At 60.0% G+C, this 25,614-nt stretch carries 26 protein-coding genes; 16 read left to right on the plus strand and 10 right to left on the minus strand.

Features of this window, described 5'->3' with window-relative positions:
* Positions 1 to 26: 26 nt before the first annotated feature.
* Positions 27 to 944 (minus strand): DMT family transporter, encoded by a 918-nt coding sequence (locus HJB83_RS19770; RefSeq protein WP_207581550.1) that lies wholly within the window; start codon positions 942 to 944, stop codon positions 27 to 29.
* Positions 945 to 1,135: 191 nt separating this feature from the next.
* On the opposite strand from HJB83_RS19770, the gene HJB83_RS19775 reads away from it, so the two are divergent.
* Together HJB83_RS19775 and HJB83_RS19780 are read left to right on the plus strand one after the other, a co-directional pair.
* Entirely contained in the window at positions 1,136 to 2,434 is a 1,299-nt protein-coding gene (locus HJB83_RS19775; RefSeq protein WP_207581549.1) for an adenylosuccinate synthase, read from the plus strand.
* Positions 2,435 to 2,494: 60 nt separating this feature from the next.
* Entirely contained in the window at positions 2,495 to 4,999 is a 2,505-nt protein-coding gene (locus HJB83_RS19780; protein ID WP_221159580.1) for a hypothetical protein, read from the plus strand.
* 208 nt (positions 5,000 to 5,207) lie between these two features.
* Here HJB83_RS19780 and rpoH read toward each other — a convergent pair whose 3' ends face one another.
* Complete coding sequence (gene rpoH / locus HJB83_RS19785; protein ID WP_007630673.1) at positions 5,208 to 6,116, minus strand: RNA polymerase sigma factor RpoH; 909 nt, start codon at positions 6,114 to 6,116, stop codon at positions 5,208 to 5,210.
* 180 nt (positions 6,117 to 6,296) lie between these two features.
* Positions 6,297 to 7,322, minus strand: coding sequence for an RluA family pseudouridine synthase (locus HJB83_RS19790; RefSeq protein ID WP_221116549.1), 1,026 nt, complete (start codon positions 7,320 to 7,322; stop codon positions 6,297 to 6,299).
* Between the two features lie 41 nt (positions 7,323 to 7,363).
* Between HJB83_RS19790 and HJB83_RS19795 the strand changes: the two genes are divergently transcribed.
* Both HJB83_RS19795 and HJB83_RS19800 read left to right on the plus strand, forming a co-directional pair.
* Positions 7,364 to 7,750, plus strand: a complete 387-nt coding sequence (locus tag HJB83_RS19795; protein WP_221116550.1) for a hypothetical protein — start codon at positions 7,364 to 7,366, stop codon at positions 7,748 to 7,750.
* Between the two features lie 7 nt (positions 7,751 to 7,757).
* Positions 7,758 to 8,582, plus strand: coding sequence for an RNA methyltransferase (locus HJB83_RS19800; RefSeq protein ID WP_221116551.1), 825 nt, complete (start codon positions 7,758 to 7,760; stop codon positions 8,580 to 8,582).
* A 59-nt stretch (positions 8,583 to 8,641) separates the two neighbouring features.
* On the opposite strand, the gene HJB83_RS19805 is transcribed toward HJB83_RS19800, so the two are convergent.
* A complete protein-coding gene (locus HJB83_RS19805; protein ID WP_221132315.1) occupies positions 8,642 to 9,802 on the minus strand; it encodes a hypothetical protein in 1,161 nt (386 codons plus the stop codon).
* Between the two features lie 116 nt (positions 9,803 to 9,918).
* A complete protein-coding gene (locus HJB83_RS19810) occupies positions 9,919 to 10,506 on the minus strand; it encodes a DUF1134 domain-containing protein (RefSeq protein WP_221132316.1) in 588 nt (195 codons plus the stop codon).
* A gap of 194 nt (positions 10,507 to 10,700) precedes the next feature.
* Here HJB83_RS19810 and chpT point away from each other — a divergent pair, with 194 nt between their 5' ends.
* Positions 10,701 to 11,348: a histidine phosphotransferase ChpT gene (gene chpT, locus HJB83_RS19815; RefSeq protein WP_207581542.1), complete on the plus strand. Its 648-nt coding sequence runs from the start codon at positions 10,701 to 10,703 to the stop codon at positions 11,346 to 11,348.
* A gap of 121 nt (positions 11,349 to 11,469) precedes the next feature.
* A complete protein-coding gene (locus HJB83_RS19820; protein ID WP_207581541.1) occupies positions 11,470 to 11,832 on the plus strand; it encodes a response regulator in 363 nt (120 codons plus the stop codon).
* A gap of 182 nt (positions 11,833 to 12,014) precedes the next feature.
* On the opposite strand, the gene ctrA is transcribed toward HJB83_RS19820, so the two are convergent.
* Positions 12,015 to 12,716 (minus strand): response regulator transcription factor CtrA, encoded by a 702-nt coding sequence (gene ctrA / locus HJB83_RS19825; RefSeq protein WP_003542362.1) that lies wholly within the window; start codon positions 12,714 to 12,716, stop codon positions 12,015 to 12,017.
* 435 nt (positions 12,717 to 13,151) lie between these two features.
* Here ctrA and HJB83_RS19830 point away from each other — a divergent pair, with 435 nt between their 5' ends.
* Positions 13,152 to 13,502 carry a hypothetical protein gene (locus HJB83_RS19830; RefSeq protein ID WP_026188505.1) on the plus strand — a complete coding sequence of 117 codons (351 nt, stop codon included), beginning with the start codon at positions 13,152 to 13,154 and terminating at the stop codon, positions 13,500 to 13,502.
* A gap of 259 nt (positions 13,503 to 13,761) precedes the next feature.
* On the opposite strand, the gene HJB83_RS19835 is transcribed toward HJB83_RS19830, so the two are convergent.
* Positions 13,762 to 14,040, minus strand: coding sequence for a GNAT family N-acetyltransferase (locus HJB83_RS19835; RefSeq protein WP_207581540.1), 279 nt, complete (start codon positions 14,038 to 14,040; stop codon positions 13,762 to 13,764).
* A gap of 133 nt (positions 14,041 to 14,173) precedes the next feature.
* Here HJB83_RS19835 and HJB83_RS19840 point away from each other — a divergent pair, with 133 nt between their 5' ends.
* The gene (locus tag HJB83_RS19840; RefSeq protein ID WP_207581539.1) at positions 14,174 to 14,641 is read left to right on the plus strand and encodes a paraquat-inducible protein A; all 468 of its coding nucleotides are present in this window, start codon (positions 14,174 to 14,176) and stop codon (positions 14,639 to 14,641) included.
* Between the two features lie 20 nt (positions 14,642 to 14,661).
* Here HJB83_RS19840 and HJB83_RS19845 read toward each other — a convergent pair whose 3' ends face one another.
* Positions 14,662 to 14,937 (minus strand): DUF1153 domain-containing protein, encoded by a 276-nt coding sequence (locus HJB83_RS19845; RefSeq protein WP_007533628.1) that lies wholly within the window; start codon positions 14,935 to 14,937, stop codon positions 14,662 to 14,664.
* A 413-nt stretch (positions 14,938 to 15,350) separates the two neighbouring features.
* On the opposite strand from HJB83_RS19845, the gene HJB83_RS34195 reads away from it, so the two are divergent.
* Positions 15,351 to 15,623 carry a hypothetical protein gene (locus tag HJB83_RS34195; RefSeq protein WP_246762686.1) on the plus strand — a complete coding sequence of 91 codons (273 nt, stop codon included), beginning with the start codon at positions 15,351 to 15,353 and terminating at the stop codon, positions 15,621 to 15,623.
* A gap of 452 nt (positions 15,624 to 16,075) precedes the next feature.
* Here the strand turns inward: HJB83_RS34195 and HJB83_RS19855 are convergent, their stop codons facing one another.
* Positions 16,076 to 16,801 (minus strand): sugar transferase, encoded by a 726-nt coding sequence (locus HJB83_RS19855; RefSeq protein ID WP_221132317.1) that lies wholly within the window; start codon positions 16,799 to 16,801, stop codon positions 16,076 to 16,078.
* Positions 16,802 to 17,535: 734 nt separating this feature from the next.
* Positions 17,536 to 18,333 carry a 3'(2'),5'-bisphosphate nucleotidase CysQ gene (gene cysQ, locus HJB83_RS19860; RefSeq protein WP_207581538.1) on the minus strand — a complete coding sequence of 266 codons (798 nt, stop codon included), beginning with the start codon at positions 18,331 to 18,333 and terminating at the stop codon, positions 17,536 to 17,538.
* Positions 18,334 to 18,869: 536 nt separating this feature from the next.
* Between cysQ and HJB83_RS19865 the strand changes: the two genes are divergently transcribed.
* The 7 genes from HJB83_RS19865 (at position 18,870) to HJB83_RS19895 (ending at position 25,614) form a co-directional block, all read left to right on the plus strand.
* Entirely contained in the window at positions 18,870 to 19,772 is a 903-nt protein-coding gene (locus HJB83_RS19865) for a branched-chain amino acid ABC transporter permease (protein WP_207581537.1), read from the plus strand.
* A 4-nt stretch (positions 19,773 to 19,776) separates the two neighbouring features.
* Complete coding sequence (gene livM / locus HJB83_RS19870; protein WP_164014065.1) at positions 19,777 to 21,168, plus strand: high-affinity branched-chain amino acid ABC transporter permease LivM; 1,392 nt, start codon at positions 19,777 to 19,779, stop codon at positions 21,166 to 21,168.
* Positions 21,168 to 22,043: an ABC transporter ATP-binding protein gene (locus HJB83_RS19875; protein WP_207581536.1), complete on the plus strand. Its 876-nt coding sequence runs from the start codon at positions 21,168 to 21,170 to the stop codon at positions 22,041 to 22,043. The genes livM and HJB83_RS19875 overlap by 1 nt, the downstream gene beginning before the upstream one ends.
* Positions 22,043 to 22,786, plus strand: coding sequence for an ABC transporter ATP-binding protein (locus HJB83_RS19880; protein WP_221132318.1), 744 nt, complete (start codon positions 22,043 to 22,045; stop codon positions 22,784 to 22,786). The genes HJB83_RS19875 and HJB83_RS19880 overlap by 1 nt, the downstream gene beginning before the upstream one ends.
* A gap of 20 nt (positions 22,787 to 22,806) precedes the next feature.
* Complete coding sequence (locus HJB83_RS19885; protein ID WP_207581534.1) at positions 22,807 to 23,160, plus strand: DUF6867 family protein; 354 nt, start codon at positions 22,807 to 22,809, stop codon at positions 23,158 to 23,160.
* A gap of 120 nt (positions 23,161 to 23,280) precedes the next feature.
* Entirely contained in the window at positions 23,281 to 24,402 is a 1,122-nt protein-coding gene (locus tag HJB83_RS19890; RefSeq protein WP_207581533.1) for a branched-chain amino acid ABC transporter substrate-binding protein, read from the plus strand.
* Between the two features lie 240 nt (positions 24,403 to 24,642).
* The gene (locus HJB83_RS19895; RefSeq protein ID WP_221132319.1) at positions 24,643 to 25,614 is read left to right on the plus strand and encodes a D-glycerate dehydrogenase; all 972 of its coding nucleotides are present in this window, start codon (positions 24,643 to 24,645) and stop codon (positions 25,612 to 25,614) included.

Raw genomic sequence — 25,614 nt, forward strand, 5'->3', positions numbered from 1 at the left:
AACCGCCGCGCACTTCCTGACATGCATCAATCCACCGGTGAGGCGGGAACAGTCGCGGCCGAAGCTTTCGGCCGGCCTTTTTCGGCGATCGCGATGCCGCCCAAGGTCAACACCAGCGCGATCACATGGAAGGACTGCAGCGTCTCGCCGATCAGGACGACGGAGAGCAGCGTTCCGAACACCGGCACGAGATTGATGAACAGGCCGGCCCTGTTGGCGCCGATAGCAACGACACCCTTGATATAGAGGATCTGCGCCACCAGCGAGGGAAAGATCGCCGTGTAGAGCGTGATGATCCAGCCAGCATGGTCCGGCCATTGCGCGGCATCGCGGCCGGCTTCCCAAAGGAGCAGCGGCACCGAGGTCAGCATGGCTGCAAATGCCGGGATCGCCATCAGCGTGCGCCAGTCGAGCGGCGGTTTCCAGCGCAGGAAGATCGTGTAGACCGAATAGGCGGCAATGGCGATCAGCATCAGCCCATCACCGCGGTTGAGGCTTAATTGCAGCAGCGTTGTCAGGTCGCCATGAGCGGCGGTCAGAGCGACGCCGATCAGCGTCAAGCCGAAGCCGAGACATTGGGCCAGCGAAATGCCAGTGCGGAAGAACATGAAATTCAGCAGGAAGATCAGCATCGGGATGCCGGCCTGCTCGATGGCGACATTGATTGCCGTCGTATATTGCACGGCCGAATAAAGCATGGCGTTGAAAAGCGTGTAGCCGATGACGCCGTAGAAAAAGAGCAACGGCAGGTTCTTCCTGACCACCGGCCAGTCCCTCTTGAGCTGGGGCACCGAGATCAGGGCGATCAGCGCCACGGCGATAAACCAGCGCAGGAAGGTCAGCATCATCGGGCTGATATGCCCGAGTGCGAGCTTGCCGGCGACGGAGTTGCCGCCCCAGCAGAGGGTGGCGATAACGAGGCAGATGTAGGCCCTGGCTTGCAAAAGCGTTCTTCCCATCTTTCCGCGATCGCCGCGCGGCGTTTTGTGACGGGCAATAACCTGCCGGCTGCTGATTTGTCACGTAAAAAGCCCAATCACCTGTGACAACAGGGTCGCTTTCCCAAAAACAAAGCTTTATAGATGCGCGGGTTTGAGCAGGTGTGCGGTTTTCCGCCGGTAACAGGAAGAGTTGGATGACGAACGTAGTCGTGGTCGGTTCGCAATGGGGTGACGAGGGCAAGGGCAAAATTGTCGACTGGCTTTCGGAGCGTGCGGATATTGTCGTGCGCTATCAGGGCGGACACAATGCCGGCCACACGCTCGTCATCGACGGCACGAGCTACAAGCTGTCGCTGCTGCCGTCCGGTGTCGTGCGCCCGGGCAAGATGGCGGTGATCGGCAACGGCGTCGTCGTCGACCCGCATGCGCTGATCGCCGAGATCGGTCGACTGGAGGCCCAGGGCGTGACGGTGACGCCTGATAATCTGCGCATTGCCGACAATGCGACGCTCATCTTGTCGCTGCACCGCGAGCTCGATGCGATGCGCGAGGATGCGGCATCTAACAGCGGCACCAAGATCGGCACGACACGCCGCGGCATCGGTCCGGCCTATGAAGACAAGGTCGGCCGCCGCGCCATCCGGGTGATGGATCTTGCCGATCTCGACAGTCTTGCCGGCAAGGTCGACCGTATTCTGACGCATCACAATGCGCTTCGCCGCGGCCTCGGCGTCGCCGAAGTCAGCCACCAGACGATCATGGATGAACTGACCTCGGTCGCCGATCGGGTGCTGCCGTTCCGTGATACCGTCTGGCTCTTCCTCGACAAGGAGCGCCGCAAGGGCTCCCGTATCCTCTTCGAGGGCGCGCAGGGCACCCTGCTCGATATCGATCACGGCACCTATCCTTTCGTGACCTCGTCTAACACCGTGGCCGGCCAGGCCGCGGCCGGTTCCGGCATGGGACCGGGCTCGCTCGGCTATATTCTTGGCATCACCAAGGCCTATACGACGCGCGTCGGCGAAGGTCCGTTTCCGACCGAGCTGAAGGACGCCATCGGTGAGTTCCTTGGCGAAAAAGGTCATGAGTTCGGCGTGGTGACCGGGCGCAAGCGGCGCTGCGGCTGGTTCGATGCCGCACTCGTGCGCCAATCGATCGCCACCAACGGCATCACGGGTATCGCGCTGACTAAGCTCGACGTGCTCGACGGCCTCGAGGAATTGAAGATCTGCGTCGGCTACATGCTCGACGGCGAACAGATTGATCATCTTCCGGCAAGCCAGGGAGCGCAAGCTAGGGTCGAACCGATCTACATCACGCTGGAGGGGTGGAAAGAATCGACCGTCGGCGCCCGTAGTTGGGCGGATCTGCCGGCGCAGGCGATCAAATATGTTCGCCAGGTCGAGGAACTGATCGGGGCGCCCGTCGCGCTCCTTTCCACGAGCCCGGAGCGGGATGACACGATACTTGTGACCGATCCGTTTGAGGATTAAGCTCACGGGTCACTGTGGAGGATAGTTCGGTAGGGTGCCGGACTTCTTGAGAAAGTACTGATGGCGGATTTTATTGCAGTTATTCGGCGGGCCGTCGACGGCCTGGCTGAAAATACCCCCGAGATGCGGGTGAAAGTCTACGAACGTGCCCGCGGCGCAGTGCAGCGGCAGCTCGAGAACATGAAGCCGCGTCCGCCGGAAGCCATGCTGCAACGCCAGCTCGAAAAACTCGAGGCCGCCATCCGCGAAGTGGAAGGCGAACACTCCGAAGCGCTGCCGCTCGAGGCGGCGGTTGCCGCGGTCCCCGCGCCGGAATCTTCGGAAGAACAAACGGTTCACGACGAAAGCGAACCAACACCTGCGCCTGTCGTCGAAGAGCCGACCTACGAAGCCTCTGCGGAACCGCAGGCGGTTGAGCCCGCCGACGAGCCGGATCACCTGGAGGCAGCCGCGCCGCAGGAGCCCCAGGAAAAGCTGGCGGACGAGGAACCTCTCTCCGAGCAAGCGCGCAGCCTCCCGGAGACGTCTGTTGCGGCCGAGGCCACCGCTCCCGCGCAGGCAGAGACACCCGTTCCTGCCGAAACATACTGGCATCCCTCGCATGAAGAGGAAGCGCCGGCCGAGGAATGGCATTCCAGCGAGGGGCGCGACATCGCTGCGGAGGCTTGGCCTGCAGATGATGAGCGCTGGGAGCCGCCTGCCGAGAATCGCAACGAGGAATCCGGCGAATATCATCCCGACGAGCAGCATCCCGCAGAGGCCGAAGAACTCGCGGCCGAACCGGCGACGGTGGAAAGCGAGGAGCCGGCTGCCGAGAAGGCGTACGAGCCTATCGACGCCTCCCAACGCGTCGCGCGCGGCCTAGACCATGCTGCCCATCGGCTGGTGGAGCCGGTTGCAGAGTTCGATCGTCCGCAGGAATTCGTCGAGCACAGCCGCGAGGAGCCGCTGCAGGCCGATGCCGCAGCGCATTTCGATCCCGTCTGGAGTGAGCCCGCCGCCGAAACGCCGGCTCCGGCGCCGAAGGATGCCGAGACCGAATGGGCGCAAGAGGAACTCCGGCAATATTCGGAAACGGCGCCAGTCACCGCCGACGTCTCGGCACGCGCCTTCGAAGAGGTGATTTCGAGCCTCGAAAAAGTCGCGCCTGCGGCCGTCATGCCGACGGCCAAGGAAAGTTTCTCCTGGGAGACCGCAGCCTTCGACGATCTGCCGCCGATCGACGCCGGCAGCAGCAAGAAGACGCCGGTGGCCTCGCATTTCGACGATGTCGATATCTTCGCGGAAGTGCACAACGGCAAGCCGGCGCCTGCAAGCGGCGCGCCGAGCGAGGAATGGCGCGAGGCGAAGGCGCTGCGCGGCTACGACCGCCGCGGCTCGGTCGCCACTGACGATGATGACGCCAATCCGGCGATGGACATCGATCGGATCGTCGCTTCCAAGCTGCAGGGCAAGAATTTCCGGATGGAGCCGAAGCGCCGCCGCTTCGGCATCGGCACCGTGATCACACTCATCTTCGCACTCATCTTGATTGGTGGCGGCGCCTATGCCGGCTGGATGAACAGAGAGGCGCTGGTGGCGATGGTCGACGGGCTCGTCAGTTCGGCACCGTCGCAGGCGACCAAGAACGAGACGCCGCCGCCGGCTAACTCCGCGACGCCTGCCCAGCCGGGCGCGGTGGCGCCAGCTCAGCCGACCACGCCAGGAGCACAGAATACCCCAGTGGCGCCGGCCCAGCCGAACCCGCAGGTGGCGTCATTGAACAATGACGGCGCCGTGGCCAATTCGAAATTCACTCAGCGGCTGCTGATGGATGGAACCGAGGTCGACAGCGGACCGGCGACGGTGCCGGGAACGCCGACCGCGGAAGGAAAATCGGTCGCCGAACAGAATGTCGCTGCAGCCGATACGCCGCCTGCCAGCGCCCAGGGCGATGTCGCACCAGCCGAAACGCTGACGCCGAACGGCCCGGCGGCATCTCCGCAGCAGACCGCCCCCGTCGGTTCGTCGCAAAAGATGTTCCTCTATGAGGAACGTATCGGCCAAAGCTCGCCAACCGCGATCGAGGGATCCGTCGTCTGGAGTGTGCAGCACGAGGCCGGTCAGGACGGCCGCCAGGAGGCGACGGTACAAGGCAACGTCACCGTGTCGGAACGCAATCTCTCGGCACTCGTCACTTTCAAACGCAATTCCGATCCGTCGCTGCCGGCAAGTCATCTGGTCGAGATCGTTTTCTCGGTGCCGCCGAATTTCGAAGGCGGCAGCATCGACAGCGTCCAGCGCATCTCGATGAAGCGCACAGAGCAGGACCGCGGCGACGCGCTGATCGCGGTTCCGGCCAAGATCACCGACGATTTCCACATGATCGCGCTCAACGACTATCCCGATGCGCGCAAGGCCAATCTCGATCTGATGGCGACCCGTAGCTGGATCGATATCCCAGTCACCTACCGCAACGGTCGCCGCGCGCTACTGACGATGGAAAAGGGGGGCACGGGAACGGACGCCTTCAATACCGCGATCAAGGAATGGACTGCGCTCGGGGATGTGTCGACGAGTCAGTGATGGTCGTCCGCAATGCCAGCTTTCCCGGCCTTTGACAGGGTGCCGAGGCTGCGAAAAGAGAATGAAACAGAAAGGCGGGCCGCAAGGACCCGCCTTCTTCAATTCTAAAGCGCGTCGCATCAAAACGCGATTTATCGGGCGCATTCTAATGTCGTTATTCCGGGACCACTACGCACTTCCGGGCGACATGCATTCTCACGCGGCAGGTCTATGCCGTTGCTTCGACGACGCGGACGGCCTTGGCGCGTTCCTGGGCTTCCTTGCGGACAGCATCCTGCACCTTTTCGAAGGCGCGGACCTCGATCTGACGGACCCGTTCGCGGCTGATGTCGAATTCGGTCGAAAGGTCTTCCAGGGTCACCGGATCCTCGGCGAGGCGACGAGCCTCGAAGATACGGCGTTCGCGCTCGTTCAGCACGCTCATCGCTTTCGCCAGCATACGCCGACGGGTATCGAGCTCATCCTGTTCGATCAGCACGTCTTCCTGGCTGTCATGGTCGTCCACCAGCCAATCCTGCCATTGGCCGCCGTCACCTTCGGCCGCCTTGATCGGCGCGTTCAGCGAAGCGTCGCCGGACAGCCGGCGGTTCATCGAAATGACCTCCTCCTCCGAGACTTTCAGCTTGGTGGCGATTTCGGAGACGTGCTCCGGCTTCAAGTCGCCGTCATCAATTGCCTGGATACGGCCTTTCAGCCGGCGCAGGTTGAAAAACAAGCGCTTCTGGTTGGCGGTCGTGCCCATCTTCACGAGCGACCATGAACGCAGAATATATTCCTGGATCGAGGCCTTGATCCACCACATAGCATAGGTGGCAAGGCGGAAGCCGCGTTCGGCATCGAATTTCTTGACGGCTTGCATCAGACCGACATTGCCCTCGGAGACGACTTCGCCGATCGGCAGGCCGTAGCCGCGATAACCCATCGCGATCTTTGCGACGAGGCGAAGATGGCTGGTAACGAGCTGGTGGGCGGCGTCGCGATCACCGTGCTCGGCATAACGCTTGGCGAGCATATATTCTTGCTGCGGCTCAAGCATCGGAAACTTGCGGATTTCGTCGAGGTAACGATTGAGACCGGCTTCGCCGGCGGTAATGGACGGCAAGGTATTTCGGGCCATAGTGCACCCTCCTAAAGTGGCTTCCGGCTCCCGTCGGCAACGCGTTCTCGCGTTAAAAAAGGCAAACCGGGACATGCGGCTCTACTGCAAGCCCGCACTAAGTCAACATACAGATAAGTGTGGCGAAACGGCGGTTCAAGGTGCCGCTCACGCAGGTGTGAGATGGGGTCGAAGACGCCTCTATCCTCGCAATGACTCGACCAGTTCTACCATATCATCCGGTAGCGGCACTTCGAAACGCATGATTTCGCCGGTGCGGGGATGCTCGAACTGCAACATGAAGGCATGCAGCGCCTGGCGGCCGAAACCGTTGACGACCTTGCGGATTTCTTCGGGCAGGATATTGGCCTTGGTCTTGAAGCCAGCGCCGTAAACCGTGTCACCAAGCAGCGGATGGCCGATATGGGCCATATGGACACGGATCTGATGGGTGCGGCCGGTTTCGAGGTGGCACTCGACCAGTGAGGCAAGCGCGGTCGCGTCGGGTTTTTCTTGGAAGCGCTCGACCACCTCGTAATGGGTGATCGCCTCGTCGGCGTCATGACTGTCGGCGCGCTTGACGGCGCGGCGCGTGCGATCGCCGGTGGCGCGGCCAAGCGGCGCGTCGACCGTGCCCGTCAGCGTGCGGGGCCGGCCCCAGACGACGGCCTGATAGGCGCGCTCGAGCGGCATGGTGCGGCCATGGTCGGCAAATTGGAGCGAGAGGTGGCGATGGGCAATGTCGTTCTTGGCGACGACCATGACCCCTGTCGTGTCTTTGTCTAGACGGTGGACGATTCCAGGCCGGCGCACGCCACCGATGCCGGAGAGCGTATCGCCGCAATGATAGATCAGCGCGTTGACCAGCGTCCCCGTCCAGTTGCCAGGCCCGGGATGGACGACGAGACCGGAAGGCTTGGAGATGACGATGACGTCTTCGTCCTCATGGAGGATATCGAGAGGAATATCCTCGCCTTGCGGCGTCGGGTCTTCCGGCTCGGGAAGCGTGATCTCGAAACTGTCGCCATTGCGCACCTTGCGCTGGGGGTCGGTGACGGGTTCGCCGCGCAGAAGAACCTGGCCGTCCTTGATCAGCGCCTTGATGCGGCTGCGCGAAAATTCCTCGGCGACCTGTGCCGTCAGCCAGGTGTCGAGCCGGCCTTCTGCGGTTTCGTCGGCGGTCAGGACTTTTCTATTGCCGGCTGCTTGTTTAAAGGGGTCGCTCAAGACGCTTCTTCTCCGACGTATTTTTAGAATGGGACGCACAGATGACAGCTATCGAGCCAGACGATCAGGAAGAGAAGCCCCTTGATCCGGCGATGGAAAGTGTCCGGCGCAAGATGGTCCGCCTGCAGGTCGTTTCCGGCGCCATCATGTTCGTGAGCCTTATGGCGGTCTTCGGGGCGGTTGTCTACAAGACGATGCACAGCGAACCGAAGGACACAGCGGCGACGGTTTCCGCCTCCGGCGTGCCCTCGGATGCGCCGCTTTCGGCGACGGTTTCCCTGCCGCTCGGCTTCAAGGTGCAGTCCACTTCGTTTTCTGCAGGGCAGATCCTGTTTTACGGCGAGACGGCCGAGGGCAAAAGTAAGGCGCTGGTCTTCGATCTCAGGACTGGCCGCACCGTCGCCGATCTCACCGTCTCGGGCAATTGAGGCCGGCATGGCCGCCGTCCCGATCACCATCGACAGCGCCGACGATCCGCGCGTCGCGGAATTCCGCAACATCCGCGAGCGTGACCTGACAGGCCGAGAGAACCGCTTCATCGCCGAAGGCACTGTCGTGCTGCGCATGCTCGCCGAGGCGCACCTGGGAGACCGCGGCTTTTTCGCCGAGAAGATCCTGCTGCTGCGCAACCGCGTCGACGGCGTTCTGCCGATCCTGGAACGACTGCCGGCCGACGTGCCGGTCTTTGTCGCCGAGGCTGATGTGCTTAACGGCGTCGTCGGTTTCCATCTGCATCGCGGCGTACTCGCACTCGGCCGGCGGGAGGATCGCGGGGAGGCGGCACTTCTCGACGCGCTGCCGGAACGGGCGCTGGTTCTCGTCGGCTGCGGCATCTCCAATCATGACAATGCCGGCTCGATGTTCCGCAATGCAGCCGCCTTCCGGGCCGATGCAGTGCTGCTCGACGAAACCAGCTGTGATCCGCTCTACCGCAAGGCGCTGCGTGTCTCGGTTGGTTCGGTGCTGAGCGTTCCGCACCGGCGCGGTGGCAAGGCACTGGATATGCTTCTGGCACTTGCCGACCGGGGCTTTGCCATCTGGACGCTTTCGCCGCACGGCAAGACCGATATCCGCGCTATTCCGGCTTCAATGCGTATGGCGCTCGTCGTCGGCACGGAGGGGGAGGGGTTACCGGAGGCGCTGCTTGCGCGCTTTCAGAGCGCGCGCATTCCACAGTCGGAGGAACTCGACAGCCTTAACGCCGCGACGGCGACGGGGATCGCTCTATTTTCCATGGCTTCCGCGATGGGTCGGATCTAAATTATAGCGTCTTTTTAGACACACGAAGGACGCCGTAGCATATTGAATTGCTGCAGGTCTCAGCGCTGGGGATCGGCGATGATCGCCGTTGCCCGGTCGGCAAGGCTGACGCGATCGTTCGGGTTCTTTTCCGCAGCCTCCGCGAGAAGCGTGCGGATCGGCGATGAGGGACCTTCATTGAGTGCGGTCAGCGCCACCATGTTGGCGGCGATCGAGGCGATCTCCTCACGGATCGTGCCATCGCGCCCGGGTACGGCCTTTGCCTTTTGCAAGTGCTCGGCAAGGGCGGCGCTGCGTTTGCGGACATCCTGGCCTATCTCAGCCGTGCCAACGGCGGCGTCGAGCGTGACTGTCGTCGTATCTTCGGCCGCCATCTCCGCCGGCAACTCCGCGGCCATCCCGGCAAGACCGGCGTCGCGCAGCACGTGGTTGACCTTGCGGATCTCGGCATTGGCAGCCTTCAACTGTTCCTTCAACTTGACGATCTCCTGCTGGCGGCGAGTGACCAGGGTTTCTTTTTCGGCGGCCGACGCGCTGTCGCGCGCGGCCTTATCCTCCAGGCGGATCACCATGTGCTGCTGCTGCGTCAATTTCTGTTCGGCATCCTTGGCACGCTTTTGCAGCAGGGTGACGTCCTGGCGCAACGTGTCTCGTTCGTCGCGCAAGGCGTTGGCGCGAAATTTCAGGCTCTCCGCCTCGGTTTCGCGTGCAGCCAGGTCGATCCTCAGTCCATCGGTCTGTTCGCCGAGCTTGCTCAGCCGCGTCCTCATCGTCGCCAGTTCGCTCTCCTTGTTGGCAACGGACTGTTCGGCAATATGCAGATTGGTCTTCAACTGACTGATATAATTCTCGTCCTTGCGCAGATGCGAGCGCTGCTCGGCGGCCTCGACATGCATCTCGCCGATCTGGGCCTGCAATTCGCCGATATCGGCGGCAAGCCTGCCTGCATCGACGGCAAGCGCGTCGTGGCGAAGCTGGAGCCAAAGGGATTTCTCCCGCTCACGCAGAAGGTCCTGGGCGGTCCGGGCATTTTCAGCGGCATAGAGCGCGCGCACCATATCCTTCTGGGCGCGAACCTCCTGCGGGCTTAGCGGCATGGTCGCCTTCAAGCGGTTCTCGGTATACCAGACAATGCGGCGGTGAACGGCGGGTGAGACCAGAAAAACGAGGAAGGCCGCGGTCAGGAAGCCCAATCCGAACAAGAGAGCATATTCGATCACGGCGCGGCCATCGATTCGAAGGTTGATACGGGGTCAGCCGCGATGATTAAGCACGCAGGACACGTATGGCAAGGCCGCTGATGCGGGCGAGGATGGATTCCAGCGGCCTTGCGGCCTCAGAAGGGGTTCCAGGTCGGTGCCTGGGTGATCTTCAGATAGCCGACATTGATACCCAGGCGGGCGCCGACGCCGGTGCGGATCGGCACGACCAGGACGTCATTGTTCTTGAGCAGCGTCATGCCGAATCCGGCGATCACATAGGCAGAGCCGCTGACGCCGCCGAACCGGGCATAGATACCGTTGACGGAGGGCAGGTCGTAGACCAGCATCATTACGCGTGAGCCTTGGCCGCCGTAATCGAGGCCGAGCGAGGGACCTTGCCAGTAGAGATTATGTTCGCCGGCGTTCTTGGTGTTCAACTGACCTTCGCCGTAGGTGAGGCCGGCGATGAAGGCGCCGCCGCCCTCTTGTCCGAGAATGTAGCCATTTGGCAGGCCGTATTTCTGGAAGGCACTCTCGACGACTTTGGCAAGTCCGCCGCTGGCGGAACCGAAGAAGGAGTGGCCGGCGTCAACGATTTCCTGCATCGTGTACTGGCCGTTGTCCTGAGCGGAGGCAGGTCCGGCAACCATCAGCGAGGAGAAGACGAGGGCCGAAAGCAACCTGTAGAAGTCGATGAATCGGTGCGGAAATCGAGGGCGCATGGTATCATCCGTTCGTCGTTTGGCTGGAGCGGGCAAGCGCTCGCGGCGATTGGTGCATTTTGCGCCGATGATCTTAACAATCGGTTTACCAAATATGGTGTCATTATGGCACCGAATACGATCGCAAACTTCGCGCAATTTTGATGAAGCATATTCCCGGGCGCAATGAAATTGCTGCCCCTCAGGAGACGATGATGTCCAAGAACCTTAATCTCACCTTGGCCGGCCCGGATCTGGCCGCGCTTCTTTGCAGCCGCGTTTGCCACGATGTCATCTCACCGGTCGGTGCGATCAATAACGGCCTAGAACTCCTGGATGAGGGTGGTGCCGATGCCGATGCGATGGACCTGATCCGCACCAGCGCGCTCAACGCCTCCGTCCGCCTGAAATTCGCACGTCTCGCCTTTGGCGCTTCGGGTTCTGTCGGTGCCTCGATCGACACCGGCGAGGCCGAGCGAGCAGCCAAAGATTTCGCCGTCGCCGAGAAGAAGACCGAAGTGATCTGGAACGGGCCGCGCGCCATCGTCGCCAAGAATCGCGTCAAGCTGCTGCTCAACCTCTTTCTGGTTGCTTATTCCGCTATCCCGCGCGGCGGCGTCCTCGAAGTAACGCTTGAGAACCCCGAGTTCGATGCAAGGTTCAAGCTCACGGCCAAAGGCAAACTGATGCGCTTGCCGCCGAAATTCGTCGAGATATCGACCGGCACCATCGAGGAGGCGATCGACGCTCATTCGATCCAGCCCTATTACACCGTGCTTCTGGCGCAGGAGTGCGGAATGACGCTTGATCACAGCGCCAGCCCAGAAGAGCTGGTGTTCACTGCGGTAGCCGCCGCTGCCTGATTTCGGAGCGAGGGGCGGGTGTACGCGCCCGTCCGGTAACGATTCCTTAGCCTGATGGACCTATCCTCCAGGGTTGTAAGAGGCCTCTTGCTGCGACGAATGCGGGGGCAAAGGAGCGCCCATGCAAAGGTTCATGATCACCGATAATTCGGATATCGTCCGCAAGGTCGGCAAGCGCATTCTCTCTGAACTCGACTTTCTTGTCAGCGAGGCCTCCAACGCCGCCGAGGCACTGCAGCGCTGCCAGGCGGAGCTGCCGGAATATCTGATCGTCGATTCCGGCATGGAAGGCGCTCTCGACCTCATCGCCGCCATCCGCGCCATGGACGGCGGCAAAGAGGTCAAGATCTACTACTGTGTCGTCGAGGCGGATCTGAAGAAACTGATGGCGGGCAAACGGGCCGGTGCCACCGACTTCCTGCTGAAGCCGTTCGATCGCAAGATCTTGACCGCTGTTTTTGGAAACCGCGCAATCGCTGCCTGATGGCATGCCTCTCCCCATGCAGCATGATGCCGAAGGTGTAAGCACGTTCGGCCGCAGCCATTGTTTCCCTTTGTACCGATCCAGCCCCGATCCTCTCAGGACGGCTTCTTATTGCCAGGCAGAAACGAAAAATCCCGCCGAAAGGGCGGGATTTTCGTTATCCGATAAGGGGGATCGGAAAATCAGGCGGTTTCGGCGTATTCGGCACCATCCGGCTCGCGCAGAACGTAGCCACGGCCCCAGACGGTCTCGATGTAGTTCGCGCCGCCGGCGGCGTTGGCGAGCTTCTTGCGGAGCTTGCAGATGAAGACGTCGATGATCTTCAGTTCCGGCTCGTCCATGCCACCATAAAGGTGGTTCAGGAACATTTCCTTGGTGAGGGTAGTGCCTTTACGGAGCGAAAGCAGCTCCAGCATCTGGTATTCCTTGCCCGTCAGGTGGACACGCTGGCCGCCGACTTCGACAGTCTTGGCGTCGAGATTGACGATCAGTTCGCCAGTCATGATGACCGACTGGGCGTGGCCCTTGGAGCGGCGGACGATGGCATGGATGCGGGCGACGAGCTCGTCCTTGTGGAAGGGCTTGGTCATGTAGTCGTCGGCGCCGAAGCCGAGGCCGCGAACCTTGTCTTCGATGCCGGCCATGCCCGACAGAATGAGGATCGGTGTCTTGACCTTGGACAGCCGGAGCGTGCGAAGCACTTCATATCCGGACATGTCGGGCAGGTTCAGATCGAGAAGGATGATGTCATAATCATACAGCTTGCCCAGATCGACGCCTTCTTCACCGAGATCGGTGGTATAAACATTAAAACTTTCTGATTTCAGCATCAACTCGATGCTCTGCGCCGTCGCGCTATCATCCTCGATGAGAAGTACCCGCATAATTATCCCCTTTACCGCCGCCGAAAGGTGGTCTGGCCCCCTACACGATACCGAACACGCTACGTGATTTGGAAGCTGCCACGAAATGGTTAACAAATTCTAATTCACTCTGGCAAGGAGTATCGAATTTATTAAATATTTTTTCCATTTCTCTGTTTTCCAATAGGAATCTCAAATGGCGCTCCTAAACTTTGACATTAGGAAAAGGCGCTAAGTGATTCATCCGACTCGCCAATGAAAAGGTTCGAACTTCATGCCGCGGCATTTACCGACCCTTAAATCATCTGGCCTATCATTAACGATGCCCGTAAACGAAAGGTTACCAGCGGTAGGTATTTGTTAATATCGCAGGAAATTTTTTAGCAAACCGTGTCAAAGCGGCGCGCAGGGCGGTTTCAAGTTGAGCCGGGGTCTCGCATCACGGGAGTAATGCGTATGAAGTCGCGAGAGAGCCTCGTTCGTCTGAAAGAGTTTCAGGTGAACGAAAAACGACGTCAATTGCAGCAGTTGCAGATGATGATGTCCGAATTCGAACGAATGACGAAGGATCTGGAAAGCCAGATCGTCGTCGAGGAAAAGAAGTCCGGTATCTCAGATCCGAATCACTTTGCCTATCCGACCTTCGCCAAGGCCGCGCGTCAGCGGGCCGATAACCTGCAGGTTTCGATCAAGGAACTGAAGATGCAGGAAGAGACGCTGGAAATGGCGCTCGAGGAGATGCAGGCCGAATATGCAAGAGCGACGGCGCTGGAAGAGCGTGACAGCGGCGCCCGCGCCAGAGCATGATGCCGAAAAGTGTGAGCGGTTTTCGGACGACATCATGCTCTTACTCTTCAATTTAGAACAGGATTCAGATCTTAGGCCGATCTGGCCTAAAATCATCCTGTTCTAGGGCGTAAAAGAAAACCGCGGGCGCCGACTTCGGCGCCCTGGCGATCGCCACTGAGAAGCCATGTATGACGGGCGCACTGTCCGTCATACATGGCTTTTGGTGTTTTCGCCGTCTGAAGGGTCGTCGGCTTAAAACCGCCCCTTCGGGCCAGAATCAGTTCACCACATCCTGCCATTCCGGATGGCGCTGTGCCTGCGCCTTGAAAAAGGGGCACAGCGGTATGATCTTCCAGCCGCCGGTTCGGGCTGCCTCCACGGCATGAAGCGCCAATGCCTGGCCTACACCCTTGCCGCGTAGCGCATCGGGTACAGCCGTATGGTCGATGATGATAAGCTTCGCCGATGCGCGCGAATAGGTCATCTCCGCCGCATGCCCTTCGACCTCGGCCGCATAGCGGCCCCCGGAGGCGCCATCTTCATTTCGAATGTCCATTGTCGTTCCTTGCAACCAGATATGGTGGTAGCCGACGGTGACACGGCCACACAGCCGTGCCAAGCCTGTGCGGCGATTCTTTGGGAGACGAAGTGTTCATGAAAAATGTCGGATCGATGCGGGGTTCAGCGCAATGAGAGCGCTTTTGATGATCCGCCCCGTTCTTCTGGTGGCCGCGCCGTTCTTCCTGGCGCTCGGCCTCGTCCTGCCGCTGGTCCATTTCGAGACGCTGTATTTCTTCGACAGAACGCCTTCGCTCATCGAGATCGTTATGTCGCTGTGGCAAGGCGGGGATGGGCTGTTGGCGGCGATCGTCGCATTGGTTTCGATTCTGCTCCCGCTTCTGAAGATGATCGGCATTGCCGCGGAAGTGACGACCGCCGGCGGTGGGGCCGGCAGCCTGTTCTATCGTCGCGTCGTGCCGCATCTGTCCAAGTGGTCAATGATGGACGTGCTGCTGGTCGCGATCGTCATTGCGGCGGCGAAGACAACGGGGCTGGCAAATGCCTTCACCCAGCCCGGCCTCTGGTGTTACGCCGCCTCGTCAATGATTTCGGGCCTTCTTCATTCCCTGACGGGAGATGCGTCCGGCCCGAAATAGATGTCGATGATGGCGTGCGATCAGTGGCGATATTGCTGGATGCGCGTGGTGCGCAGGCCGGCAAGGCCATGGCTGTTGATCGATGACTGCCAGGAGAGGAATTCTTCGACCGTGAGCGTATAACGCTCGCAGGCCTCTTCCAAGCTCAACAGGCCACCGCGAACAGCCGCGACAACCTCTGCCTTCCGACGGATCACCCAGCGCCGCGTATTGGGCGGCGGAAGATCCGCGATCGTCAGGGGGCTGCCATCGGGGCCGATGACATATTTAACTCGGGGACGTATCATTTCGGTCATTGGACTCTCTACACAACGCAAGACCACGGACGCCACTCTAGCTTGCCACATTTAAAATTTGCCTAAACTCATCGTAAGACTTTGATAACAAATTTAGATGCCCTGGCGCGGCCGGTGGCCTGGGACGGCCATCTGCAGATCGTTAATTTGTAGCGCCGAAAAAAGGGGGCGAGCCGAAGAACTAGGACTGATTTCCCGGGATGATCTTTGTGGCGCTGGGTATAGGGCTGAGCGCAAGACATCGTCTCCGTTCCTTTTGGTGTATCAGTCCAGCTCGCGCTTTTGGTGATCTGGTTCGTCGGATGCAGTGCAAAAGTCGTCTTTGGCAACGCCCGGCTCGGAGCCTTTTGCTGCCAGCGGCGGGGTTCGGTTGAAGCAGGCCATACGTGGTACGAAGATGAAAAGAAGTGAGCATGCGCGCGGCGATTGCATTGAGGATGCTGGATTTTCGCCTTCACGGACCGGTCGCGCCGAACGGCGCCAAGGAGCGGCTCGGCGAGATGACAAAGCTTGCGGACTTCGATTTTTATCTTGCCCTCGGCTTTCCCGAGAAGCGACCGCACGGCTTTCATCGAAGTCCGGCTGACCGGCAACTCGGAGGGAAGCCTGACCGGCTTTTGCTGGGCGACCGATTTCTTCTATTGCATCAGATTGGTGACCGTGGCGAAGCGGACGATCGTGCCTAATCTTCTGTAAGGAGGGGCGATTGCGGGCGGCGTTGCCAAAAGACGCCGCCTCAACCCGCTCTTTCAGATGCATGCGCTGAAGAGTGCCTTCGCCTTCGCGCTCGCACGGCGATGACCTGAAATAATACATCTACGCCTTTTCAGGCGCTTGCCCATGTCCACGCACGCGATGGCGCTGCGTCACGGGTGCATGGAACTTCTGGCCAAGGTTTTGCGACGATGCAGTTCGGACGACAGCCGGTCGGCGAGGCTTACTCGGCGCGAAATCGAATGCGCGCGCTGGTCGGCGGCCGGCAAAGGCAGCGATGAGTCACGATCATTTCGGTCTCTCGTCACACACGCTGGGACTTATCTGAGGAGCGCAATGCGCAAGCTCTTGGTCAGCCGCATGCAGGCGGCCGCCAGAGCATTGCGGGACCGGCTGCTGAGGCAGCCGGTCCCTCTCATAAAGCTTAGAAACCTTTTCCTCGGGTCAGCTCCGACACGACGGTTCCGGCAATGATGCGGATGTCCATCACAATCGAAAAATTCCCGACGTAATAGAGATCGCTGACGATGCGCGCGCGCGCCTTGGCCGGACGGTCGGTCGGGCCGCGCAGGCCGCGCATCTGGGCAAGACCCGTCATGCCGGGACGCATGGCATGGCGTTGATGGTATTCCGGAACCAGCTCTTCGTAGAGCATGCCGCCGGCACGCATGCCGATTGCATGGCAGCGCGGACCGACGACGGACATGTGACCCATCAGCACGTTCAGCAACTGCGGCAGCTCATCAACGTTCGTGCGGCGAAGAATGGCGCCGACGCGGGTGATGCGCGGATCGTTCTTCACTGTCTGGGCAATACCCGAGACATCGCAAAGATCGGTGCGCATCGAGCGGAACTTGTAGACCTTGATGGTCTTGCAGTTCTTGCCCCAGCGGGTCTGCTTGAAGAGCACCGGTCCTGGGCTGTCGAGCTTGATCAGCAAGGCGACGAACAGAAGGAAAGGGGCGAGGACGAGGAGGGCGCTCAACGACGAAACGATGTCGAACGCCCGCTTCAAGACGAGATCCATCCACGGCGCCTGCGGCGCATCGCTATGGACGACAGGGGTCTGGATCTTCGGGCTGGGCTGCTGGCGGCGGCTTGGCCTAAAGGACTCTGTCGAAATGCTGTTGTTTAGTTCCGTGATGCTCAAGGATCGTACTCTGTTGTCTTCGAGGGGTGCGGCGGCAATAGGCGATCAATGGTTTACCCTGTCACCAGGGCTGCACTCAGGTCTTGGTAACCCTACTAAAACGGAAAAATGCGACAATTGTGTAATGGTGTCCAGAGAAATATCGCATCGCAGCAAATCTTTCGCATTTGCGATAAGTTGAGGCAAGCTCATGATATTTCGTTAATAATTGGAATTTCGTCAAGGTTTCTAGGCCTTTGGCGAGGGCTTCCAGGGGTGTTCCGACGTGCTGTTTCGGCACGCGACCGACGGTCGTCAGACGGTAATTTTAACGATTGCCGACGCGAAAACTTTTTAGCGAGGCTGCTCGATCATTCTCAAGCTGTGTCGGAATATGACAAAATCAAGGCGGAACGGGTCACGATCTGGCGTCGGAACGATGAAAAAACGGCGTCGCACCCCAGAATCACTTGATCCGCCCACGCCGTTTGCGAATCACTCTCAGACCACTGCTAGCGGTCCGGTCCCGTGGACAGCCGCTCGATCATGACAAGACGATATGACCTGGATCACGTGGCGCCCGCTTCCAAAGCGCGTGTTGTTGTCCCGGAACCGCTGCACACTTCCGGCAGACATTAGGAGAAAAGGGGCGGGCTCCAAGCCGGGGCCGGTTGCGACTGCCGCGGCAGGTGCAGAAATCGTCACGGTGCGAGAAATCGCGCCGCTGCCCGACGTTCAGGGATTGCTGCGGGTGGCTACACCGGTTCGAGGACGCGTTTGGTGCCGCCCCAGGAGATGAAGTTCGGGTTGGCAAAGTCGAAATCAGCGGCAGTTCCGGTCTTGCCGTAGCTCAGCGGCGCGCCGTCGAGCGTCACCGTCGAACCGCCAGCGGCGCGCAGCACCGCATCGCCAGCCGCCGTGTCCCATTCCATAGTACGCGTGAAGCGCGGATAGACGTCGGCCTTGCCTTCGGCCAGCAGGCAGAATTTCAGCGAGGAGCCGATATTCGTGCATTTGGAGATCGCGTGGTGGGCGAGGAAGTTTCCGGTCTCCGGGCTGTTGTGACGAAGGCTTGCAAGCGCCAGCCTGTCGTCCGGCTGTTCGCGCACGGCGATTGCGGCGCGTGCGCCAACCGCGAAATCATCGGTCACGACGAACCTTTGCGCCCGCCCCCGTTCTCCTGAGAAGGCAAGGCCGAGCGCCGGCGCATAGACGATGCCGGCCACCGGGGCGCCGTTCTCGATATAGGCGATGTTGACGGTGAATTCCTGCCGCCCATCGACGAATTCGCGCGTGCCGTCGAGAGGGTCGACCAGGAAGAAGCCTCGGCCGGCGATGTCGGGCACCTTTCCGGCGGCGACGGATTCTTCCGCCACGACGGGTATTTCGGGATAATCTCTGGCGAGATGAGCGAGGATGATGCGTTCGGCCTCCTCGTCGGCGACCGTCACTGGACTTGCATCCGCTTTCATGGCGACCGGGAAGCCATTGCGCAAGACCGTGATAATGGCCTTGCCAGCTTCGAGCGCCGCCCGTTCAAATGTCCTCAGCATTGTCCTTTTGCCGTTCGCCATGCGGCGAGCACCCCACGGTCGCTCATCCGCAAACCATCCCTTTCACCACATGCTTGATATGGTGCTTCCCGTCGCGCTCTGCATCCCCGATACCGCAGTTCCACGATGCTACCATAAGTTTTCAGTGATGTCAGACGAAGATCGGGCGTCTGCTGGTGAAATGGTATTCGTAAAAGAACCTGGGTTGGGGTTTGAATTTGCGCCATCTTCCAATTCTATGGAATAGCTTGTGCGACGAACGGCGTAGAAAATCGACGGCGACATCTTCGGATCGTTAACTCGCTGGCAGTTTATGACCAAAAATAGGTCCTTCCTTGCCGATTTTCTGTGGACTTTGGTTCAAAATGCGCCAGTTAGGCCTGTTCGGACAAGAATTTGTCGGAGTAAATCCTTTTTGTCTTCACATTTCCAACGAAACCGGTATGCATTCGGCCTATGAGGTTCTCTGAAACGGGGAACCAAAGAACCAAAAAGAGATGCAGCCTGTTGGGCTCGTATCCAGGGGAAAACGACATATGGAGTATTTCGTCCAGCAGCTCTTCAATGGGCTGACGCTCGGATCCATCTATGGCCTTGTGGCTATTGGCTATACGATGGTTTACGGCATTATCGGCATGATCAATTTCGCCCATGGCGACATTTTCATGCTCGGTGGCTTCGCCGCTCTTATCGTCTTTCTCGTCCTCACATCCATCTTCGCAGGTCTTCCGGTGGCGGTTCTGCTGCTGGCGATGCTTGTCGTCGCGATGCTGATGACGAGTTTGTGGAATTGGACGATCGAGCGAGTCGCATACCGTCCGTTGCGCGGTTCCTTCCGCCTGGCGCCGCTGATCACCGCCATCGGCATGTCGATCGTGCTGTCCAATTTCATCCAGGTGACGCAGGGTCCGCGCAACAAGCCGATCCCGCCGATGATCAGCTCGGTCTATCAGTTCGGCAACGTCTCGGTGTCGCTGAAACAGATCGTCATCATCGTGATCACGGTCGTGCTGCTCGCCGTCTTTTGGTACATCGTCAATCGTACCGCACTCGGCCGTGCCCAGCGCGCCACGGAGCAGGACCGCAAGATGGCGGCGCTGCTGGGCGTCAATGTCGACCAGACGATTTCGATCACCTTCGTCATGGGTGCGGCACTGGCCGCCGTCGCCGGCACGATGTACCTGATGTATTATGGTGTCGCCTCGTTCGCCGACGGCTTCACGCCGGGTGTCAAGGCATTTACGGCAGCCGTTCTCGGCGGCATCGGCTCATTGCCGGGCGCGGTTCTCGGCGGATTGATGATAGGCCTGATCGAATCGCTGTGGTCGGCCTATTTCACCATCGCGTACAAGGATGTCGCGACGTTCGCCATCCTCGCTTTCGTGCTGATCTTCAAGCCGACGGGTATTCTTGGACGGCCGGAAGTCGAGAAGGTGTAACGTCATGGCAAACATTGATAATTCCGCAGGCAAGCCCGATGCAGGACTTGTCCGTAAAGGCCTTACCGAAGCTCTTTTCGCCGCCATCCTGTCGTTCGGCATGTTCGTTTTGTATGTCGGCCTCAAGACCGACCAGAACATCAACAACGAGTTGATCATCGTCCAGCGCTGGGGGCTGCTTGCGATCTTCGTCGCTGTCGCCGCGATCGGCCGCTTCGCCACGGTGGTTTTCCTGCGGCCGCATCTCGACAGCCGCAAGCTGGCAAAGGCGAGACAGGGTGAACTCGCCATCTCAACCGAGAAGAGCTTCTTCCACCGGCATTTCCTAAAGATCGCGCTGATCGCGCTGCTGCTTTATCCCATGGTGGTGGTGGCGATCAAAGGGCCTCAGGGCTCGCTGACATATGTCGACAATTTCGGCATCCAGATCCTGATCTATGTGATGCTTGCCTGGGGGCTGAACATCGTCGTCGGCCTCGCCGGTCTTCTCGATCTCGGCTATGTCGCCTTCTACGCAGTCGGCGCCTATTCTTATGCGCTGCTTTCGAGCCATTTCGGCCTGTCCTTCTGGGTTCTCCTGCCGCTTTCCGGCATTTTCGCCGCACTCTGGGGCGTCATCCTCGGCTTCCCGGTGCTGCGCCTGCGCGGCGACTACCTCGCCATCGTGACGCTCGCCTTCGGCGAAATCATCCGCCTCGTCATCATCAACTGGACGGATGTCACCAAGGGGACTTTCGGTATCTCGAGCATTCCCAAGGTGACGCTCTTCGGCATTCCCTTCGATGCGACGGCCGGCGGCTTCGCCAAGCTCTTTCACCTGCCGATGTCCTCAGCTTACTACAAGATCTTCCTTTTTTACCTTATCCTGGCGCTCTGCATGCTGACCGCCTACGTGACCATCCGACTGCGCCGCATGCCGATCGGGCGCGCCTGGGAAGCGTTGCGCGAAGACGAGATCGCCTGCCGTTCGCTCGGCATCAATACGGTGACGACCAAACTCACGGCCTTTGCGACGGGAGCGATGTTTGCCGGTTTCGCCGGGTCCTTCTTTGCTGCCCGTCAGGGCTTCGTTTCGCCGGAATCCTTCGTCTTCTTGGAATCGGCCGTCATCCTCGCCATCGTCGTCCTCGGCGGCATGGGTTCTCTGACCGGCATTGCGATCGCCGCAATCGTCATGGTCGGCGGCACCGAGTTGCTGCGCGAAATGGACTTCCTGAAAGTGATCTTCGGGCCGACTTTCACGCCAGAATTGTATCGCATGCTGATCTTCGGCCTCGCCATGGTCGTGGTCATGCTGTTCAAGCCGCGCGGTTTCGTCGGTTCGCGTGAACCGACCGCCTTCCTCAAGGCGCGCAAGGCAATATCCGGAAGCTTCATCAAGGAGGGCCATGGTTGATGAGCCCCGTCACCAACACCATGTCCAGCGATACGCTTCTCAAGGTCGAACACCTGTCGATGAAGTTCGGCGGTCTTATGGCCATCAACGACTTCTCCTTCGAAGCCAAGCGCGGCGATATCACCGCGCTGATCGGGCCGAACGGTGCCGGCAAGACCACCGTCTTCAACTGCATCACCGGCTTCTACAAGCCGACGATGGGGATGATCACGCTCAACCAGAAGAGCGGCAAGCAGCACCTGCTGGAGCGTTTGCCGGACTTTCGCATCACTAAAGAAGCCAAGGTGGCGCGCACCTTCCAGAACATCCGGCTATTCTCCGGCCTGACGGTTCTCGAGAATCTGCTCGTCGCCCAGCACAACAAGCTGATGAAGGCGTCGGGTTATACGATCCTCGGCCTCATCGGCATCGGTCCCTACAAACGGGAGGCGGCCGCATCAATCGAGCTTGCGCGCTATTGGCTGGAGAAGGCCGATCTGATCGACCGCGCCGACGATCCGGCAGGCGATCTGCCCTACGGCGCCCAGCGGCGTCTAGAGATCGCCCGTGCCATGTGCACCGGCCCGGAGCTGCTATGCCTAGACGAACCGGCCGCCGGCCTGAACCCGCGGGAATCGGCTACGCTCAACGCGCTGCTGCAGAGCATCCGCGCTGAAACCGGAACATCTATCCTGCTCATCGAGCACGACATGTCGGTGGTCATGGAAATCTCCGACCACGTCGTCGTCCTCGAATACGGCCAGAAGATTTCAGATGGCACGCCGGATCACGTGAAGAACGATCCGAAGGTCATCGCGGCCTATCTCGGTGTCGAGGATGAAGAAGTGGAAGAGGTGATCGCAACCGTCGAGCAGCTCGAAGGAGGCGCAAACTGATGGGCGATGAAGTAATGACGGGTCAACCGCTCCTTCAGGTGAATGGCGTCGAAACCTATTATGGCAATATCCGTGCGCTGGCCGGCGTCGATGTCCAGGTCAACAAGGGCGAGATCGTCAGCCTGATCGGCGCCAACGGCGCCGGCAAGTCGACGCTGATGATGACAGTCTGCGGCAGCCCGCAGGCCCGTGTCGGTTCGGTCGTCTTCGAGGGCCGCGACATCACCAAGCTTCCGACCCATGAAATCGCCCGCCTGCGCATCGCGCAGTCGCCGGAAGGTCGCCGCATCTTTCCACGCATGACGGTTCTGGAGAACCTTCAGATGGGCGCCGGCCTCGACAATCTCAAATACTTCGCCGAGGACGTCGAGAAGATATTCACGCTCTTCCCACGTCTCAAGGAACGCCATGCCCAGCGCGGCGGCACCCTTTCGGGGGGCGAGCAGCAGATGCTGTCGATCGGCCGCGCGCTGATGGCGCGCCCGAAGCTGCTGCTTCTCGACGAACCCTCGCTTGGTCTGGCGCCGCTGATCGTCAAGGGCATCTTCGAGGCGATTCGGAAGCTTAATGAACAGGAAGGGTTGACGGTGTTTCTTGTCGAACAGAACGCATTTGCCGCCCTCAGGCTTTCGCACCGCGCTTACGTGATGGTGAACGGCAAGGTAACGATGAGCGGCTCCGGCAAGGAGCTGCTCGCCAATCCTGAAGTCCGTGCCGCTTATCTCGAAGGCGGAAGACACTAGCTCGAAGGGGGGAGTTTGACATGCAGGGACTTTTCTTCGAAAGCGATACCGGCGCCCGCTTGATCATCCGCGCGATCGTCGTGCTGATTGGCTTCTGGACGGCCTGGCGCGCCGGCAAGGCGGTTGCCGAAGGCTGGAACGACTATCCGCTGACTGTCGTCTACACCTTCCTACTCGCCTGGGCGATGCAGTTCCTGCACCACGCCCTGTTTGATGGGCCGATGCTCAGCACCCTCTACTACTGCATCGATTTCGTAATGCTGCTGGTCTTCTCGACGGCCGGCTTCCGCTTTCGCCGCACCAATCAGATGGTCAACAACTATTACTGGCTGTATGAAAAAACTTCCGCGTTTTCGTGGAAGGACAAACATTGACAGTCCGTTGAAACTAGGCATGAATTGCCTTCAGAGTGGAACAGCTTTCCTAGCGCAGTCAATGGTGGGTAGTGCGCTGGGCCTTGGACCGGAACCCGCCCAAAAATTGGGAGTAACAATATGAAGAAGTCTCTTCTGTCGGCAGTGGCTCTGACGGCGATGGTCGCCTTCAGCGGCAACGCATGGGCCGACGTCCTCATCGCAGTCGCTGGTCCGCTGACTGGCCCGAACGCCGCGTTCGGCGCTCAGCTCCAGAAGGGCGCCGAGCAGGCGGCCGCCGACATCAATGCTGCTGGCGGCATCAACGGCGAGCAGATCAAGCTCGAGCTCGGCGACGACGTCTCCGACCCGAAGCAGGGCATCTCGGTCGCCAACAAATTCGTTGCCGACGGCGTCAAGTTCGTCATCGGCCACTTCAACTCTGGCGTTTCGATCCCGGCTTCGGAAGTCTATGCCGAAAACGGTATCCTCGAAATCACCCCGGCCGCTACGAATCCGAAGTTTACGGAACGGGGCCTCTGGAACACGTTCCGTACCTGCGGCCGTGACGACCAGCAGGGCGCCATCGCCGGCAAGTATCTTGCCGATCACTTCAAGGACGCCAAGATCGCCGTCGTTCACGACAAGACACCTTACGGTCAGGGTCTTGCTGACGAAACCAAGAAGGCGATGAATGCCGCCGGTCTGACGGAAGTCATGTACGAAGGCATCAACGTCGGCGACAAGGACTTCTCGGCCCTCATCGCCAAGATGAAGGAAGCCGGCGTCTCGATCATCTATTGGGGCGGCCTGCACACGGAAGCCGGTCTCATCATCCGCCAGGCCGCCGATCAGGGCCTGAAGGCAACGCTGGTTTCGGGCGACGGTATCGTTTCGAACGAACTGGCCTCGATCGCTGGCGACGCTGTCGCCGGTACCTTGAACACTTTCGGTCCTGATCCGACGCTGAACCCGGCCAACAAGGAACTCGTCGAAAAGTTCAAGGCCGCCGGTTTCAACCCGGAAGCCTACACGCTCTATTCCTATGCTGCGATGCAGGCGATCGTCGGTGCCGCCAAGGCTGCCGGTTCGGTGGATCCTGAGGCTGTTGCCACGGCAATGAAGGAAAAGGGTCCGTTCCCGACGGTTCTCGGCGACATTTCGTTCGACGCAAAGGGCGACCCGAAGATCCCTGGTTACATCATGTACGAATGGAAGAAGGGCGCGGACGGCAAGTACACCTACGTCCCGCAGGGCAAGTAAGCTTTCGCTACCTTGGTGAGCGATGACTATCGAAGCCCGGTTCCGACCGGGCTTCTTTCTTTTTGCGAAACGTTCCAATTTCCGCCGGGCTGGTCTAAAGTTCGTCGCGATCTTTCGGAATCGCTCCTCGCGCTTTAGGTCTTTGTTTTTACGCAAGTCGTTAGCGCAAAACCGCTGCACACTTTTGCGCGACATGCTTTAACTCTCGTCATCCTTTTGAAGCGTCGAGTGGAGCCGCCCATGTCTAAACCCCGCATTCTCGTCACCCGGCGCTGGCCAGCCGCGGTGGAGGCCGTCCTTGCCGAACGTTTCGATGTGACGCTCAACGGCAACGACAGTCCGCTCGGCGAATATGAGCTGAGGCTGGCGCTTTCTACCTATGATGCGGTGCTGCCGACGGTTTCCGATCGGTTGCCGGTCGCCGTCTTCGAAGGCGCGCCTGTGGTCACTAAGATCCTCGGAAATTTTGGCGTCGGCTATAATCATATCGACATATCAGCCGCCAGGGCGAAGGGCATTGCGGTGACGAATACGCCCGGCGTGCTGACCGACTGCACGGCCGATATCGCCGTGCTGCTGCTACTCTCCGTTGCCCGGCGCGGCGGCGAGGGCGAACGGCAACTGCGCGGCGGCGAATGGACGGGCTGGTGCCCGACCCATATGATCGGCACCAAGGTAACCGGCAAGACGGTCGGCATCATCGGCTTCGGCCGGATCGGCAAGGCGTTTGCGCAACGCTGCCATTTCGGCTTCGGCATGGACGTCGTGTTCTTCAATCGCTCGACCGTCGATCCCGCGGAGGCGGCGCGGTACGGCGCGCGGCAATTGCCGGCGATCGAGGATGTGCTGGCGGCTGCCGATTTCGTTTCGTTGCACTGCCCTGGCGGAGCAGAGAACAGGCACCTGATGAATGCGGCGCGGCTTTCGACGATGAAGCCGAATGCTTTTCTCATCAATACCGCGCGCGGTGACGTGGTGGATGAGATGGCGCTCATTGCAGCACTTGAAGCGGGGACGATTCGTGGCGCCGGGCTTGACGTCTATGAGGCGGAACCTGACGTGCCGAAGGAGCTGCGGCGGATGGAGAACGTCATGGTGCTGCCGCATCTCGGCAGCGCTACGGAAGAGACGCGGACTGCCATGGGTATGAAGGTGGTCGACAACGTGACGGCATTCTTCGAGGGCAGGGACCTGCCGGATCGGGTGGCTTGA

Source organism: Rhizobium sp. NZLR11 (assembly GCF_019685115.1).
In the GTDB taxonomy this organism is placed as follows: domain Bacteria; phylum Pseudomonadota; class Alphaproteobacteria; order Rhizobiales; family Rhizobiaceae; genus Rhizobium.